Origin of the sequence: Streptomyces viridifaciens, from assembly GCF_001888885.2 — a bacterium.
Lineage (GTDB): Bacteria > Actinomycetota > Actinomycetes > Streptomycetales > Streptomycetaceae > Kitasatospora > Kitasatospora aureofaciens.
On sequence record NZ_CP090840.1, the window covers coordinates 611252 to 627279 of the forward strand.

Sequence of the window (16028 nt, forward strand, 5' to 3'; positions counted from 1 at the left end):
TCCTCCTCGCCCCTCCTCCCGGCCGGTGGCGCCGCGCAGCGGGGCCGCCGGGCCACCGCGCAGCGGACAACCCGTCACGCCGTCGGCGCGCAGCATCAGGTGGCCGGGATCCTGTCTCCGCTCCTGCTCTGCGCGCCGGCTCTCCTGCTCCTGTTCTCCTTCGGCGCTCCGGTGCTCGGACTTCACCCGGCACTGCCGAAGGTGCCCGGGGAGAAGTAGTCGGCGCCCGCCAGCCTATGGACAACGGGCGCTGAACTGCGCAAACCCGCCTCCGGCGGCACCGCCTGACGCAACCCCGAGTAGCAACTTCAAGCAGCAACCTCAGATGCAACCTCCGCCGGGCCGACTACGGCCTGCTGTGCCGGGACACGCCAGTTGGCACCCGGGCACGCCTATTGTCACCGCGCGGCCCGAGACAGGCCGTCGCTGTGCTGGTCGGTGATCTCTTCATGGGTGGCGTGGCCGCCGACTGGGTCCATCACACCAGTAAGACAACGGCGCCTAGTACTCCAGCAGGACTTCGACGTTTTGCCTGGTCAGAGGCTGCGCGCGGCGAGTGTAGCGGGATGATTTCCGTCAGGGGCGGTCTTCATGGAACCGCCCCTCGATCGTGTGCAGCCGACGTTGGTAGTGACAGCGGCGGGGCAGTCTCTCGTCGTGATCAACGAGCCTGCGGCCGAGACCTGGGACAACGAACTCGAAGACCTCTTCCTCCGTGTCGGCCACCGCTTCAGGCGCGTGGAGCCACGCCGCCGGATGCGCGGCTACGTCCGAGGCTTGCTCGGCCCGGTCGGCCGCAAAAATGGCTGGCAGCTGGCCGAGTACGCCGGTCACGCCACCCCCGACGGGCTGCAGCACCTGCTCGCCGGTGCCCGCTGGAACGCGGACGAGATCCGTGACGAGCTCCAGCACTACGTCGCCGAACGCCTCGGGAGGAGCGACGGAGTCCTGATCATTGACGACACCGGCTTCGTCAAGAAGGGCACCACCTCCGCGGGCGTGCAGCACCAGTACTCCGGGACCGCCGCCCGAACCGAGAACTGTCAGATCGGGGTGTTCGCCGCCTACGCCACCAGCCGCGGACGGGCCCTGGTCGACCGCGAGCTCTACCTGCCCAAGTCCTGGACTGAGGATCGGGACCGCTGCCGCGCGGCGAAGTCCCCGACGAGCGGGAGTTCCACACCAAGGGTGAGCTGGCCAAGGCCATGGTGCTACGCGCACTGGCCTCCCCACTGCCCATCGCCTGGGTCAACGCCGACTCGGCCTACGGACAGGAGGGGCGCTTCCGCCGGCTGCTGGAGCAGTCCGGCGTCGGCTACGTCCTTGCGGTGCCCAAGTCCCAGTTCAGCGTAGGCTGTCCACGCATCGACTGGCTGTTCTCCCAGGCCCCGGCCGAGGCCTGGGAACGGATCTCGTGCGGCCACGGCGCCAAGGGGCCGCGTGTCTACGACTGGGCGGCCATCCGACTGCCTGCTGTGGCGGAGTACGACTACCAGGGCGAGACCCAGGTCCGCCAGCGGTGGGCACTGGCCCGCCGCAGCCTGGGCAGGCCCGACGAGATCGCCTACTACCTTGCCTACTCACAACTCGACACGACAGTAGAGCAGTTGGTGCGGATTGCCGGGATTCGCTGGACGATCGAGGAGTGCTTCCAGGCCGCGAAGAACGAGTGTGGCCTGGACCAGTACGAGGTCCGCCGCTACACCGGCTGGATGCGGCACATCACCCTGGCCATGCTCGCCCATGCCTTCCTGGCCGCGATGGCTGCGGTATCAAAGGGGGCTGCAGAAACGGTTCCCCCATCTTGGTGGACCTCACCGTGGCAGAGATCCGGCGGCTCCTGGCGGCTGGCCGCCCCCACGGCCTACACCCGCCACGGTCCTCGCCCCGCGTTCACGCCTAGAACTGGTCCGATTGGCGCCGACGGCTGCGGGTGGGATCGCTTCCCCGACGGGTGGTGTGGCGGAGTTTTCAGACCACCGCCCCGGCTGTACGACGCGCTGGTGCGCTACGCCGCCGACCTCGACGCCGGCGTCGCCGACGCGCACGGCCAGGGCGGCGGGCGGGCACGGGCGGACGACGAGATCCCGGTTCAGGCCTGCGGACGGAGCGGCAGTGGCCGGTGCGCCACCGGCTCAAGCGCCTTCAGTACCGGCCCAACATCCTCGACGGCTTCACAGTCGGCACCGGGCTGACCCCCGACAGCCCTACCTCACCCTGACGAGCTGAAGTCAGTAGATCCCAAGCTAAAGAGGAGGCGATGCCTGCCCGCAGCGCCGCGGTGGCGCTGATCACCGCGCACCGCCTGCTGGGCCGGGAGGCCAAGAGAGCACGACGCTCAGCGGGCAGCGCGTCGATCGCCGTCTTCGCCTCGACGGTGTACCGCACGCGGTGAGTCATGACCCACACGACAGCCAGGACGGCGTCCGAACGGGGGACTCCTTCCGGCTGTGGCCGCCCGGGCGATCTGGTCCGGCCACCCGGTGGGCGCGCTCGACATCCGGTCCTGATCCTCCGGCCGCCTCCGTCTCACGGGCCGGGTGCCCGCGGGACGGAGGCGGCCGACCCGCCCGGACGGGGTCGGTCCGGCCTCGGCCTACGTCCTTGACGGACGGGTCAGTTGGAGAAGTCCTGGGTGAGCCAGACGGTTCCACTGGCATCCCGGTGGACGGCGATGCCGATGTGGGTGAATACGCTGCTGAGGATGTTCTTGCGGTGGCCGTCGTCCGGCGGCGTCTCGTTCAGCATGCCCTGGGTCAGGCTGACCGCCAGGGCGGCGATGTCCTGGGCCGAGGTGGAGACCCCGCTGCCGTAGCCTATGTTCTCCCCGGCGGCGTTCCACTGGACGCCCGCAGCCGTCTCCCGTGCCCCCAACTCGGCCTCGCCAGGGCACTGGTGGGACATGCCGCAGCCGCCGGCCATCGTCTGGTTGTGGGCCTCGGCGCTGTCGGTCAGCCCCGACGTGATGGTGTAGGCGGGCAGACCCTGCGCGGCCCGCGCCCGGTTGATCAGATTGAGGACCTGCTGCACGGCGTCCGAGTTCGAACCGGTCTGCGCGGCCGGGGTGGCGGGTGCGGCCGCGGGGGCGGGGGCGTGCGTGACCGAGGCGGACGGGGAGGACGGCGCGGACGTGTGGGACGCCGGGGCCGGGGTCGAAGCAGAGGGCCACGCTGGATGGGAGCCCTGGGACTCGCCGCCGGGGCGCGCGGCCGCGGATTCCGGGGCGTGGGAGGCCGGGGCGGACGGCGACGGCGAGGCGTGCGAGGCGTGCGAGGCGTCGGGCGAGGCTGGAGCGGAGGGTGGGCCGGCCTGGTGGCGGTGCTGATTATCGGAGTCGCTCTGGTGCCGGTGCTGATGGTGCTCCTGCCAGCCGGCGTGGCTCGCGTGCGTGTGGGAGCCGGGCGCGGCGGAGGCTCCGCTCGCGCTCAGCAGCGGCAGCATGAGGCCGGCGCCGGCGATCCCGGCGGTGGCGGCCAGACGCGGGGTGTGTCTCCGGCGCGCACGGCGATGCCGGCCGGTACCTGAAATCAGCATGGGGCGTCCCTCTGCGACGCCTGCGGGGTGAGCTGTCGGGTTCGGGCCGTGAGGTAGCCCGGCCGCACGTAGCGGCTTCACCCCTAGCCACACCCATCTCGTCCGTGAACGGGCCGAGCAGGGCGCGGCGAACTACCTGGTTCCCCCGCTCCTGCCCGGTGCACTGCTCGACGTCCGGCCGACCGGTGGACAGGACTCGGCGTCCCGGCGGCAGGGTCCGCAGGTGCGAACAGCCTGAACGCTAGGCAGACCGACCCCGAATACACAAGTTCGTATCATGCAGATCACATGGACATCCGACGAAGAACTGACGGAATGCCATATCAGCTGATATAACGTCGCATAAGTGTTTTAATCGGACAATTCTCCTGACCGTCGAGCCGGTCGCGACGGCCGCCGTCCCGGGAAGGGCTGGGGCGCAGTCGGGCGAGGTCGCCGCTGGGCCACGGTCTTACCCGGGTTCGCGTTGACACGGCCCGCATGGACGGCTGCGCGGCGTTCCTTCGGTCTCCGCCTCTTGCACGGCAACTCGGGCCCTGGTCCGTCCAGGTCGGTGGGCGAGCCCCCGGAGCCGGGTGGAGCAGCGCTTGAGCCGGTCAGCGGCCAGGCCCTGGATGGGCGCGGAGCCGCCGGCCAGATGCGGCACCCGGGGTCCGTCGGAGCGCGTTGGAGTATGCACAGGCAGCGGCGGCGGGTCATTTCTCCGCCGCCGCAGAAGACTTCCGGCCCCTGTCTCAGCCGTAACGGCAGCGGGGTGCAGATCAGGCCGTGCCTGTCGCGCAAGCGGTTTCGAGAGCGATGAGGCGGTGGGCGAGGGTGCGCGCCGGGCCGGTGAGGCCCTTGAGGATTTCCCGGGCGTAGGGGCTCCGAGGGTGGTGGGCGAGATCCTGGACGGCGCTCCAGAGTTCCGCGATGCCGGCCAGGCTGTGCTGGACGTGGCGGATGGCGTCGTGGCGCTGGGCGAGGTACTGCTCGGCCATCTGATGGGCGTGGCGCCAGTCGACATCGCCCGCTTCGGCGGTCCGGGCGAAGGCCGGCGTGGTGTCGCCGTCGGCGAGGCGGATGGCGTCGATCTCCTCGACGCGCCGGCGGAGGTGTTCCTCCTCCTGTCGGGAGTCGAGGGCCGCGGTGGCGTCGGTGACGGCGAGGTGGCCGGCGATGACCTGCTCGGCGAGGTCGGGGGCGTGCTGGCGCAGTCGTGCGTGCTGGGCGAGGAGGGCCTTGGCGTCAGCCTTGCGTCTGCGGACGGCGGTGTAGGCGGCGTTCAGGGCGAGGGTGCCGATGCGGACCTGTTCGGCGAGGTCGGGGGCGTGTTCGAGCACGGTGGTGGCGATGGACAGCCGGGTGACGTTGATGCCGCACCGGGCCGTGTCGGACGGGAGTGAGCCCGGGGACAGTGAGCGTGCCATCGCGGCGATCATGGCGTGCTGACTCGCGGTGGTGTTCGGGTGGTGGCGGTTGGCGGACACGATCAGGCAGACCGGATCGTCGCCCTGATAGGTGGTGAAGCGGGGTTCGACGTCGGCCAGTTCGCAGGCGGCGAGTCGTCCGCGGCCGTCCAGGAGGACGCCGTCGGCGTCCAGGATGACGGGCTCGGTCAAGCCGTTGCTCTCGATGTCCTGGGCGAGGTCGAGGAGTTCGTCGGGGCCGAGCATCGGGAACAGAGCGGTAACGGGGTGGACCTTCACAGTGGGATCTCCTTGATCGGGATGGGTACGGGGCAGAAGACGCCACAAAGGGGCATATGGTTCAGCGGCTGCGCCCGGGCCTACGGAGCTTTGACCTCGTGGCCGCCCGAGGGTTCTTCCCACGGCATGACGAGTGTTGACGATGGACATGCCGCCGCCGGTGAGGTCGAGGTGGCCCCAGCGCTGGTTGTCGCCCTGGTTGCAGGTCCACTGGTCGATCGCCGTGCCCGCGTTGCGGTTCCAGCCCGGCAGGTCCAGGCACTTGCCGCTGTGGACGTTGAAGACGTAGCCGTTGGTGATGTTCCACTGCTGGTTGCTGGCGCCGGTGCAGGTCGCCTCGACGATGGGCGCGCCGTCGTCGGTGCGCGCGTCCGCGACCTCCAGGCACTTGCCGCTGAAGTCGGCCTGGATCTCCACCGTGGAGTTGGACGACAGCGGCGGGAACGACGACGCCGAGGCCGGCGCGGCGGCCAGCAGGCCGGCGCCGAGGCCGAGGGCGAGGGCGAGCACAGCGATGCTGGAGCGGATGTTCATGGTTCCCCCCATGGAGCCATACGTATCTGGTGTGATGTGAGCGGCACTTGGGATCCCCCCGGCCTCTCACTTCCCCAGACGTGCGGGCGAAGATTCGACCTGGAGCACACCTTCCGCCTCTTCAAGCAGACGCTCGGCTGGACCAAGCCCAGACTCCGCAGCTCCGAGGCGGCTGACCGGTGGACCTGGCTGGTGATCGCCGCCCACACCCAGCTCCGGCTCGCCCGCCCCCTCGCCACCGACCTCCGCCGCCCGTGGGAAAGACCGGCCGAACCGAACAAGCTCACCCCCGCCCGTGTCCGACGCGGGTTCAGGAACCTCCACACGAAGACCCCATCGCCGGCGCGTGCACGGAAACCGACCCGACCCGGCCCGGCCCCGGCCGACCACCAGGCTCCCCGAACCGCACTCCGGCACCCCGTCACGGCGTCGGCAAAGTCCTCGCGACCGGCGAGGCGTACGCCCGCCCGGCTCATCACAAGAGGGGTACCAAGCCCCGGAGGACTGACAGACCCGCCTGAGCGGCAGGGACTGCGGTGATACGGTCGCTGCCCGTGAGAGAGCCGCTTCCCGTGTTTCCGTATCACCCCGACCCCGTGGCCACCGGCGCCATCGTCCAGTCCGACACGGAGTGCAGTTGCTGTGGTCGGGCCCGCGGCTACATCTACGCCGGCCCCGTCTACGCGGCCGAGAATCTCCGCGATCGACTCTGCCCGTGGTGCATCGCGGACGGGAGCGCGGCTGACCGCTTCGAGGCCCAGTTCACCGATGTCGTCGACGACGTCCCGATGGATCGGCTTTTCGCGATCACGCAACGCACGCCAGGATTCAGCGGCTGGCAGCAGGAGCGATGGCTGATCCACTGCGCAGACGGCGCGGCCTTCCTCGGCCCCGCCGGAGCCGCCGAGCTTGCCGCCTACCCAGATGCATCGGCATCCCTTCGACAAGAACTCACCTCCTGGCCCAAGCCACAGGCCGAGCAATACCTCAACGCGTTGACCAGGGACGGCCAGCCAACCGCCTACCTCTTCCAGTGCCGAGCCTGCGGCACCCACCTCGCGTACGCGGATGCCACGTAGGCCCGGCTCCGGGCGAGAGGTTAAAGAACAAGCTCAGCTTGTGGTTTATCCAGACCCTGGTTGGTCGACTGGTCTACCAGTCGACTGTTCCGTCCTTCCGGAGCATCGGTCGGTAGGCCGTTCCGCTCCAGTCACGGTCGTCGTAGTGCGCCATCGCCTGGGTGATGCCGTGGAGCCATGCGGCGAGGCTCGGCCAGCCGACGAAGTAGGCGGAGTCGTCGTGCGGAGCCCGGCCGAGGTGGTTGTGCCACAGGCCGGGACCAGCGTGAATGAAGTGTTCGTCGCCGTCGCCGCCGGCGAACGGCACCCACAGCATTCCCCACCATGGATCGTCCTGCTGGTCCGGATCGTCGGCATCCCAGATCCTCATCCGCATGTCGCGGATCTCGACAATCCTCTCGGTGGAGTACATAGGGCCGCACGGGAGGACCCCGACGGACGAACCGTCGCCGTTGTGACAGAGCAACGACTCCCGTAGATCAGCGGGAATCGGGAATCCGAGCCGCTCCTCCGCTCTGCTGATGGCTTCGGGCGATGCGGGCAGCTGGAGCTCGGCCAGGCTTGCCGGCGCGTGCTCCGCCAGCCAGGCGTCAATGAAGGTCCAGGACTCGGTCACTGAAGCGATCACCGGGCTGATGCCGATGCGTGGAGGCTCGATCATGGGTCATAGCCTCGCAGGACGCTGTGACACAACCACCTACCCCGTGCGGCGGGGTTTGGTGCCGACCTTGTGGTGGGTCGGTTTGCGGTAGGACTCGCCGGTGGCCAGGAGCAGGCCCACGTCGTAGCGGGTCGCGGGGCGGCGGTTCTTCGAGCCGGGTGGGCGGCCGGGGCCGGGCCGGGAGGGTTTCGGCACTGTTGCCGGTGTTGAGGCTTTGGCACGCAGGTGTCGGAACCCACGGCGGACCCGGGCGGGAGTGAGCCTGTTCGGTTCGGTTGGCTTCTCCCAGGGGCGTCGTAGGTCGGTCGCCAGGGGCCGGGCGAGGCGTAGTTGGGTGTGGGCGGCGACCATGATCCAGGTCCAGCGGTCCGCTGCCTCGGGGTCGCGGAGTTTCGGTGTGGTCCAGCCGAGCGTTTGCTTGATCATTCTGAAGAAGTGCTCGATGTCGAACCGTCGCAGGAAGGTCTGCCAGGCCAGGTCGGTCTCCGCCGGACCGGCTGTCGGTCGTGACCACCACAGCCACAAGGGCTTGGGGTCGCCGCCGCTGGGCAGGTGGTCGACCTGGAGGCGGATGACGGTGCCCTCGATGACTGGGAGCTTGCCGGGGTGGTCCCGCCAGGCGGCGCGCTGCTGGAGTTCGGGGTGGAGCCGGTCCCAGCTCTGGGCATGGGCGGTGCCGTAGCGGGTGGTCTCCACCTTCGTCTCCGCGTCCGGGGTGCCCCAGGTCCGGGAGTCCTTGAAGATGAACTCGCCGCCGTGCTTGGGCGGCCGGCCCCCGGCCGGGTTGGCCAGCGCGAACTCCGCGCGGGTCGGTGCCGGGCGGCGCATCACCCGGTCCGAGCGCAGGCGTCCCAGAATCTCGACGGGCAGGTCGCGCAGGAGCCAGGACAGGCGCATCACGTCGTAGCCGGCATCGGTCACGATCCACACCGCAGGGTCGCCCGGGCGCCACTGGCCTGCGGCGATCAGGCGCTCGACCAGATCCCGCAGCTGCGAGGCGGTCACCGCGGCGAGGTCGTCGCCCGGCCGCAGCCGGACGGCGTCCAGCGGCGCGACCCACGAGGTCCGGCCCGATTCCAGGGCGACGACCCAGGAGTAGGGCCAGCCCGGGATCATCAGGTGCTTGTTCTCACCACGGCCGTAGGTGTGACAGAACGAGCGGGCGTCGCTGGTGGCGGCGTCCGGCCGCAGCCACGGGGAGACGTCTACCGCCAGGACCAGGCGGCCGTCGGCGGCGCGCGGCAGCGGCAGACTGGCCAGCTCGGTCCGCAGCCGCTCGACGTCCAGGCGGCCGCGGTTCAGCGCGCCGTACAGGGCGCCGTGGCCGCGCCGGTGCTCGGGAGCCAGCGCCAGGCCGACCAGGGTCTTGACCGGGCCGTCGGTGCACAGCACCGCGTCCGCGAGCTCGAACAGCGCGTCGCGCCGTCCGATCAGGCAGTCGTAGAAGACCCCCCGGAAGCGTGACAGTTCCGCGAACGGCTCGCACTGCACGCCCTGTTCCACCACACTCATTACTACGGCCTTCGCGTCAAGTCCTGCACCTCTTGGTCGAGTTCAGGATCACGCGAAGGCCGCTTCCGCGTCCCGTGAACACCCGGACGAGTGATCAGCAGGTCCGCCTGTTCGAGACCGCTGGATAAATCACAAGCTCAGACGTTGTGTCGCAACTCCAGGAACAGGAAGTACGTGCTCAGCGCCTGGGAGCGGGCCAGACGGGTACCGCTGGGCGAGCCCCGCAGCACCCGCCCGGAGTACGCGTCCGCGTCGGCTGGCTCCATGTCCCACAGCGACCGACCGAACCACGTGCGGATCTCTTCCAAGTGGCCGACGTCGCCACGGATCGTGCTGTCCGCCAACCCGGCCGACGTCCGAGCCAGCACGAAGCCGGCCAGCGCGTCGGTCTCGAACTGCTCCAGTTCCTCCGCCGAAACCGGATCCCGATGCTCACGCAGATCCCGCACCACCGCCAGCGCCGCCAACCCGCGCCTCCTCACCTTCGGCTGATCGGCCGCCACGACGTCCACCTCCGGGAGAAGGCGCTGTGGCGGACGCTCTGCGAGACGTGCGCCCGCTCCGAGGAGATCGTGGACGTCAACATCGAGGAGCTCGACCTGGACCTGGCCGGCCAGGACGCTGGCCTGGTGCTGCAGTTCGAGCAGCATCAGGCCGCCGTCGCTACGGCCGGGCGGCTCGCACTCAGTTCGCCTTCGCCGCGGCTGTCGCCAGGCCGGCGGCGATCAGCCAGGCCAGCGCGGGCAGGCCCATGGTCAGGGCCTGCGGCCAGTGCCAGAGCAGTAGCCGCGCACCGAGGCCCCAGGTGAGGAGGAACAGCGGGACCAGGATCACCGCCTGGATCCTCCACCGCTCCAGGAACACCCCGGCCAGGCCGCCGGCCAGCAGCGCCGTGCCCGCCGTGACCAGCAGGCTGATCCGGAACGCCGCGGCCCACGGGGTGGACGGCGGGTCACTCCGGTGCTTCTGCTGGACGATCTCGGCCACCCGCCCCCGCCAGGAACGCAGTTCCACGGTCGAGCCGACGTCCACCGCCTCGTAGAACGACCTATCCACCTTGTAGGTGCGGGCCGGCGTGTTCTCCCGCAGGACGGTGAGGCGGTACGAGGCCGTGTCGATGTTGATGTCGACCCACTTCTTCGTCACCCGGCCGCTCTCGGACCGCAGGCAGTCCACCTGTGCCTCCCCGTCGGCCCGGGCATCGCAGACAGGTGCGTCGAGGTAGGCCCCGCCCTCGTCGTAGGCATCGTGGTAGCGGACGAAGCCGAACACCACGATCGCCAGCCCCAGCACGGCAACCAGGCCCCGCAGCAACACCCCACCCGCCGGACCGCGCCCCGGGCGCCGGTCCCGCCGGCCGTCCCCTTTCCCCATGGGCCCCTCCTCCCCAACCAGACCAAGTCATTGTGCCTCGCTGCCGGGAACTCGGGGGTCTGCGTGGGCAGGACGAGGTCGGCGACCCTCAGGATGGCGTCGCACACCTGGCGGCTGCGAAGGTCCAGGTCGACAGGCGGACTGGCCACCAGCACGCCGCGCACGTCGGTGACCGGCACGCGCACCCGTGTGACCCGGGCGAGATCCTCCGGCGGAACCCACAGGTCGTCGGTCCGCAGCGGGGGGTGGGTCATGTCGATCCACCAGCTACCGGGCGTCATCGCGGCGAGGACGCGGCGGGTCTCCTCGAAGATGTGCGGGCTGGGCTCCGCGACGGCGAACCCGGTCACGAGCACGTGGGCACCGCCGGTCGGCGGGGTGCTGGGCGTCAAGCCGGCGTCGGCCAGGCGGTCGGCGACGCTGCGCGCCACGTATCCGGTGCCCATGACCGTGACGAACTCAGGTCGCATGATGTCCCCCTCAGTACCGCTGCCGCGCAATTCGAAGAACGAACGCAGGGCGCGGGCGCCGGTGAAACCGAACCACCGCGCCATGACGCCGACGGTGGCGGCGTGCTGGAGCGGAAAGCTGCCCTGGGCTGGTGGTGTCGGGCGCTGCGCGGGTGACGGCAGCCGTCACCCGCGCGGCACCCGGGTGGTCAGGCCGAGACGTGGTACCAGTAGCCGCCGGTGCGCAGGGTGACGTAGTGGACGTTGGTGTTTGTTTCCTTCGCCTCGTACATCATGTCGGCGCCGGTGGTGGGGTCGGTGCCGGCGTAGAGGACGACGTGCACGGTGTTGTGAGCGTCCGCGCCGAAGTACTCGACGTCGCCGGGGCGTCGCTGGGACTCGGTGATCGGGGTGAGGTGGCTGTCCAGGGTCTGCTCGGTCGTGCCGCCCCCATGGGCGAGGTCGATGCCGGCGCCGAACCAGAAGGCCGCGCGCACCAGGCCCGAACAGTCCAGGCCGACGGTCGTGTTGGCCGCGCAGGGCTGGGGGCCGGTGTATTGGTCGCAGGTGCCCAGGGAGGGGCCGGGGCCCTCGCCGCGCAGGGAGTGGCCGCCGCCCCACACGTACTTGACGCCCAGGTAGGACTTCGCCGCGTTCAGGACCTTGATGGGGTCGACGGCGCCGCTGGGCAGCGGGGCGGGGGTGCTGGTGTAGAGGGCGTTCTTGACGGCCGTGCCGGCGATGCCGTCGATGGTCAGGGTGTGGGCGGCCTGGAAGTTGCGCACGGCCGTGTCGGTGGCCGGGCCGAACTGCCCGTCCACGGTGAGGCGGCCCGCGTGGAAGGTGTTGAGCATCGTCTGCAGGGTGCTGACGCACGCGCCGCCGGCGCCGGTCTGCAGATCGCCGCACTGGGTGCGCAGGTCCACGGTGGCGGAGGCGGCGGCCGCCGCCGCGTCGAGCGCCGACTTGGTGGCCGGGCCGACGATGCCGTCCGCGGTCAGCGAGTGGGAGGCCTGGAAGGTGCGCACGGCCGTGCCGGTGGCCGATCCGAACTGCCCGTCCACGGTGAGCTGGGCGCCGGTCAGGTTGAGCTCCAGCTGGAGCTGGGTGACGCAGCCGTCGGCCTCACCCTGCTGCAGGTCGGCCGGACAGGCCGAGGAGGTGAGGGGTATCGGGGCCGGCGCGGCCGCGGCGGGCGCGGCCGCGGCGGTGTACGCGCCGACGCCCGTCAGTACGGACGCCAGGGCCAGGCCCAGCGACACCCGGCATCGGGTGGACAGGAGGGTACTCACAGAAGGCTCTCCAGATTCATGATGTTGTCGGGTTAGGGCGCGAGGATCTCCGTCAGTTCGTCTCCGCCTGCAGCGTCCGCGTTGCGCTCTGCGCGGCATGTTCCACTCCGCCTTGCAGGAGGACTTCGCCCAGCAGTGTGATGTGGTGCAGCACTGTGCCGCCTTGTCGCTGTTTGGTGGTGAGGCCGGCGTCGGCCTGGATGCTGGCGTGCTGGCTGGCAGGGGGTAGATGAGCACGGGCGGGTCTTCCGGACGCTCGAAGCCGGCGATCACCAGGCGGCCGGACGCGAAGACGGCCGGCTGAAGCACCAGGCCGCGACCCGCCAGGGGAAGCTCGGTCACGCAGGGCGACGACATCGGCAGGCTCAGGACAGGTGGCTTCCACCGGGCGGCCGGGTGCAGTGTGGCCAGTACCGCGTTCAGGCCCCCGGTGGCCAGCTGCCTCGTCCGGTACTGGTGCTCCGCGGCCACCACAGCGTCGATCTGCTCCCAGTACGGCGTGATTGCCGCCGACTGGTACTCCGCCGTGAGGTCGCCGAGCAGCACACGCGACCGGTGGTCACCGTTCGGCAGATCCCTGGCGAACGGTGTCAGCCGGCGCAGGCGGCCCAGCCCTCGCAGATAGCCGCGACCGTCCCGGTCCATCCCGTCCGCCGTGGCCTCGGCCGTGTCCCGGCCCTCTGGCCGCGCGATCAGGAATTCCGGAAGGTCGGTCGCCGCGAACAGGTCGAACAGCATGGCCGAACGCGGCTTCCAGCGCCGCCCGAGTTGCTCGCGCCACTTCCCGAGCCTGCTCTCCGGCCGGCGGGTCGCCAGCAGGCGGAGACTCAAGGACAGTTCCGCGGACATGTCGGCGGCCGGCGCGACCCGGGTGAGCGCCAGATCCCGGTCGATGAAACGGATCCTCAACACCTGCTGATCCTGGACCCCGCCAGACAGCCGCGGCAAGGGATTCGTCGAGAGACGAATCCCTTGGCCCAGGAAATGAAATGACGCATCGTCATCGGCAGCGAGAGACCCCAACGGCCCCGCAACGGCTCCAGGCGACCCGCTGCAGAGCCGGGAACTGACAGCACCTGTGGCCTCGCCCCGCGCCCAATGGGGGCGGGGCCACACGAATACGACGGGAGCGACCCGACAACGCTCCCGTGACCAGAGTGACTTGAGCGATTGAGGAGACTCGACATGCAGAAGAAGTGGGCCCTTCGTGCGGCCACCCTCACCATCGGCGCTACCGCAGCCCTCGGCCTCGCCGTCGGCACGGCCAACGCCGCCTCCACGATCCAGTGGGGCTCCACCGGTCAGCCGGTAAGGTGCGTCCAGCAGGCCATGAACTACCTCGACAGCGCCGGCCTCTCGGTCGACGGCCAGTTCGGCCAGAACACCTACAACGCGGTGGTCGCCTACCAGGGCTCGAAGGGCATCCAGCAGGACGGCCAGGTCGGCCCGCAGACCGGTGGCGACATCAAGGCCGACATCTACAACGTCTACCTGGCCGCCCACCACTCCGGCGACTACTCCACGCAAAGCACCATGAGCGCCTGGATGAGCAACTGCAACAGCCAGCTCCCCGGCTGATCACCGCCCCCCGAGACCGAGTAGCCGGTCAAGGGTGGTCTCGCGTCGTGCACACGACGCGAGACCACCCCCGCGGCGCATCAGACGAAACCCCCCGGGCATAGCTGCACTCGACGCAGAACCCGTTGCCCTCGGCGTCGAAGACAGGCACACCACCGTTGCCCGACCGACAACTGCCGGCCGGGGCGCGCCCCGTGACATCCGCCACGAGCTCTTCCGCGCTCTCGGCCTGCCTGGCGACCCGCCCGCACGGCCGATCGAGTTCGACGCCGTCCTCGAGGACGCCCTGCTCCGCGGCCTCCGCGTGCCGGTCTGTGACGTGGCGGCGGGTCAGCCTGGCGACCAGGACCCGGCGGCTCGACCAGTGCAGCTCATGCGCCTGGGCTGCGCCATCGGCTGCGGAGAGGGAATGATCATCTCTCGCGTGCCGCTGAAGTCGAGCGGATCGAAGAAGTACCGCAGGGTCAGGTCGGCATCTCTCCCAGCCGCAGGTGCCGGTCGGCCGAAGGACGGCGTTGCGGGAGGGCGGTGATGGGCGGGGCTGGCTGAGCGGCCGTTCGGGCCGGCATGGTGGGTGTCTGCGCACCCCCGCTGGGCGGGTGCCCCTGAGAAAAAAGCAACGCGACGTGGATGAACGTCTCCGCAGAATCACCGCCAAACTGGCGCGAGTTCCCCGCCTTCCCGCTCGTGGACGATCCTTCGGCGAGGAGCGTCACGGTTTCTATCTCGGCCCGCCGTTGACCGAACGTCAGGTCTCGGCTTTCGAAGCACAGCACGGCGTCAGGCTGCCCGCGGCCTATCGGCGATTCCTGACCGAAGTGGGCCACGACGGCGCCGGCCCCCACTACGGGCTGCTGCCGCTGACGGACTGGAACGTCGACGGGTCGACCGCGACCGGACACCTGGCCCGACCGTTCCCCGTCGAGCCCGCCGTCCGCGTCGGGCAGGACTGGTGGCAGCGACTGGGACGCCCGAGACCGCCGTTCAGCGGCACCATGGCCATCACCAGCCAGGGGTGCAGCTACCTCACCGCGCTCGTGGTCACCGGCCCGGCCCGCGGCCGGGTCGTCAACATCGACCTCGACCCCGAGCGGGAGCTGTTCTTCAGCCCCGACACCGACTTCCTCGCCTGGTACGAGCGCTGGCTCGACGAGACCGCGGACGGACTGGACACCGGCGGCTTCTCGTTGTCCATCCCGGGCACCGAGCCGACGCTGGCGGACACCCTCACGACATCACCGGACCCTGAGCTGCGCATCGCCGCTGCCAGGACCCTCCGTCGCCGCCCGTACCTCGCCCCCGCCACCAGAGCCGTCCTGCGCGCGGCCGTAGCGAGCGACCCGGAGCCGGTGGTCAGGGCGAGCGCGATCACGACTCTGAACGTCGCGCCCACGGACGAGGACCTGCGGGTCCTTTATCATGCCCTGGCCGATCCGGCGCCGGCCGTCCGCGAAGCCGCCGTCCGCACCCTGGCCAGACGAGGCACATTCTGGCAGGCCAAGGCCCGCTGGCTCCTGCGGGACGAAGACCCTGAAGTGAAGAAGGCAGCTCTCAAGGCGCTGGAGGACTCCCAAGTACTGACAGAGGAGGACGTGCTACCACTGCGCGACGACAGCGCCGCCTCCGTGCGGGCCGCGGTGATCAGCCACCTCTCGCTCCTCGACGCCCCCAGCGCCCCGGCCACGACGCGCGCCGCCCTCGCCGATCCGGACTCCCTTCCGCGCGTCACCGCGGTCGCCATCGGGATCAGGCGACGGTGGCTGACGGAGACCGACCTGAGAGCGGTGGAGCACGACCTCGACGACCAGATCCGAAAGCGAGTCACCTCGGCACTGACACGGATGACCCGCAGATCTGCGGGATCGGCCTCCCCACGAACACGGTGATGGACACCGTGCGTCCCCCCAAGCCGGCCCCGTACCCGCCCGTCGCGCCGCTCCTCGACGATCCCGACGCCGCACATGCGCGAGACCGCGCTGCCCGCCGCCCTGGCGTACGCCGAACACCCCGGCCCAGCCAGGCACCGTGACGACCTGGCCGGACGCGCCCCCCGTGCGGGCTGGTTCCGCCGGCCGCCCGGCCGTCGTCCTGGCTGTCCGGTCGCTTGGGTCGCTGTTCCTGGTCGGCATGGGCCGGGGATGGCTCGCGCGTCGAAGCGAGGTGGCGGGCCGCCGCGGGAGCCCCGGCTCGGGTCGGGCCGGAGCTCCCACACACCCGGCCCGATCGGCAGCGGCAGCCACAGCGGCCCGACGGCCTCCTCCCGCACAGTCCGCGGCGCAGTCCGGGTACTCGGCAGCCTCCGGCGCCGTCTCGGCGCGCAGTTCCCG

10 protein-coding genes, 4 pseudogenes and 1 riboswitch are annotated in these 16028 nt (G+C 70.4%); of the genes and pseudogenes, 7 read left to right on the top strand and 7 right to left on the bottom strand.

The window, feature by feature from the left end; all coding sequences use genetic code 11:
* Window positions 1-657 precede the first annotated feature (657 nt).
* The 3 genes and pseudogenes from BOQ63_RS02740 to BOQ63_RS02750 form a co-directional block, all read left to right on the top strand.
* Window positions 658-1799: pseudogene (locus BOQ63_RS02740) on the top strand (IS701 family transposase); the annotation flags it as partial.
* Between the two features lie 323 nt (window positions 1800-2122).
* Window positions 2123-2221: pseudogene (locus BOQ63_RS02745) on the top strand (transposase); the annotation flags it as partial.
* Between the two features lie 39 nt (window positions 2222-2260).
* Window positions 2261-2395 carry a hypothetical protein gene (locus tag BOQ63_RS02750; protein ID WP_267885578.1) on the top strand — a complete coding sequence of 45 codons (135 nt, stop codon included), beginning with the start codon at window positions 2261-2263 and terminating at the stop codon, window positions 2393-2395.
* 221 nt (window positions 2396-2616) lie between these two features.
* On the opposite strand, the gene BOQ63_RS02755 is transcribed toward BOQ63_RS02750, so the two are convergent.
* Both BOQ63_RS02755 and BOQ63_RS02760 read right to left on the bottom strand, forming a co-directional pair.
* Complete coding sequence (locus BOQ63_RS02755; protein ID WP_072653303.1) at window positions 2617-3534, bottom strand: CAP domain-containing protein; 918 nt, start codon at window positions 3532-3534, stop codon at window positions 2617-2619.
* 2 nt (window positions 3535-3536) lie between these two features.
* A riboswitch (cyclic di-AMP (ydaO/yuaA leader) is annotated at window positions 3537-3705 on the bottom strand.
* A gap of 590 nt (window positions 3706-4295) precedes the next feature.
* On the bottom strand, window positions 4296-5756 hold the full coding sequence (locus tag BOQ63_RS02760; RefSeq protein WP_072653304.1) for an RICIN domain-containing protein: 1461 nt from the start codon (window positions 5754-5756) through the stop codon (window positions 4296-4298).
* Window positions 5757-5843: 87 nt separating this feature from the next.
* Between BOQ63_RS02760 and BOQ63_RS02765 the strand changes: the two are divergent.
* Both BOQ63_RS02765 and BOQ63_RS02770 read left to right on the top strand, forming a co-directional pair.
* Window positions 5844-6277: pseudogene (locus BOQ63_RS02765) on the top strand (NF041680 family putative transposase); the annotation flags it as partial.
* Window positions 6278-6304: 27 nt separating this feature from the next.
* Window positions 6305-6835 carry a CbrC family protein gene (locus tag BOQ63_RS02770; protein ID WP_499503657.1) on the top strand — a complete coding sequence of 177 codons (531 nt, stop codon included), beginning with the start codon at window positions 6305-6307 and terminating at the stop codon, window positions 6833-6835.
* A gap of 73 nt (window positions 6836-6908) precedes the next feature.
* Here BOQ63_RS02770 and BOQ63_RS02775 read toward each other — a convergent pair whose 3' ends face one another.
* The 5 genes and pseudogenes from BOQ63_RS02775 to BOQ63_RS02795 form a co-directional block, all read right to left on the bottom strand.
* The gene (locus tag BOQ63_RS02775; protein ID WP_050366990.1) at window positions 6909-7496 is read right to left on the bottom strand and encodes an SMI1/KNR4 family protein; all 588 of its coding nucleotides are present in this window, start codon (window positions 7494-7496) and stop codon (window positions 6909-6911) included.
* Window positions 7497-7532: 36 nt separating this feature from the next.
* Complete coding sequence (locus tag BOQ63_RS02780) at window positions 7533-9008, bottom strand: NF041680 family putative transposase (RefSeq protein WP_030550132.1); 1476 nt, start codon at window positions 9006-9008, stop codon at window positions 7533-7535.
* Between the two features lie 140 nt (window positions 9009-9148).
* Window positions 9149-9475, bottom strand: a pseudogene (locus BOQ63_RS02785) (site-specific integrase); the annotation flags it as partial.
* A 217-nt stretch (window positions 9476-9692) separates the two neighbouring features.
* Entirely contained in the window at window positions 9693-10382 is a 690-nt protein-coding gene (locus BOQ63_RS02790) for a hypothetical protein (protein ID WP_143174606.1), read from the bottom strand.
* A gap of 658 nt (window positions 10383-11040) precedes the next feature.
* The gene (locus BOQ63_RS02795; protein ID WP_030556529.1) at window positions 11041-12123 is read right to left on the bottom strand and encodes a peptidoglycan-binding protein; all 1083 of its coding nucleotides are present in this window, start codon (window positions 12121-12123) and stop codon (window positions 11041-11043) included.
* 1185 nt (window positions 12124-13308) lie between these two features.
* Between BOQ63_RS02795 and BOQ63_RS02800 the strand changes: the two genes are divergently transcribed.
* Window positions 13309-13701: a peptidoglycan-binding domain-containing protein gene (locus tag BOQ63_RS02800; protein ID WP_030558375.1), complete on the top strand. Its 393-nt coding sequence runs from the start codon at window positions 13309-13311 to the stop codon at window positions 13699-13701.
* Between the two features lie 737 nt (window positions 13702-14438).
* Window positions 14439-15587 (top strand): SMI1/KNR4 family protein, encoded by a 1149-nt coding sequence (locus tag BOQ63_RS02805; RefSeq protein ID WP_072653308.1) that lies wholly within the window; start codon window positions 14439-14441, stop codon window positions 15585-15587.
* Window positions 15588-16028 lie beyond the last annotated feature (441 nt).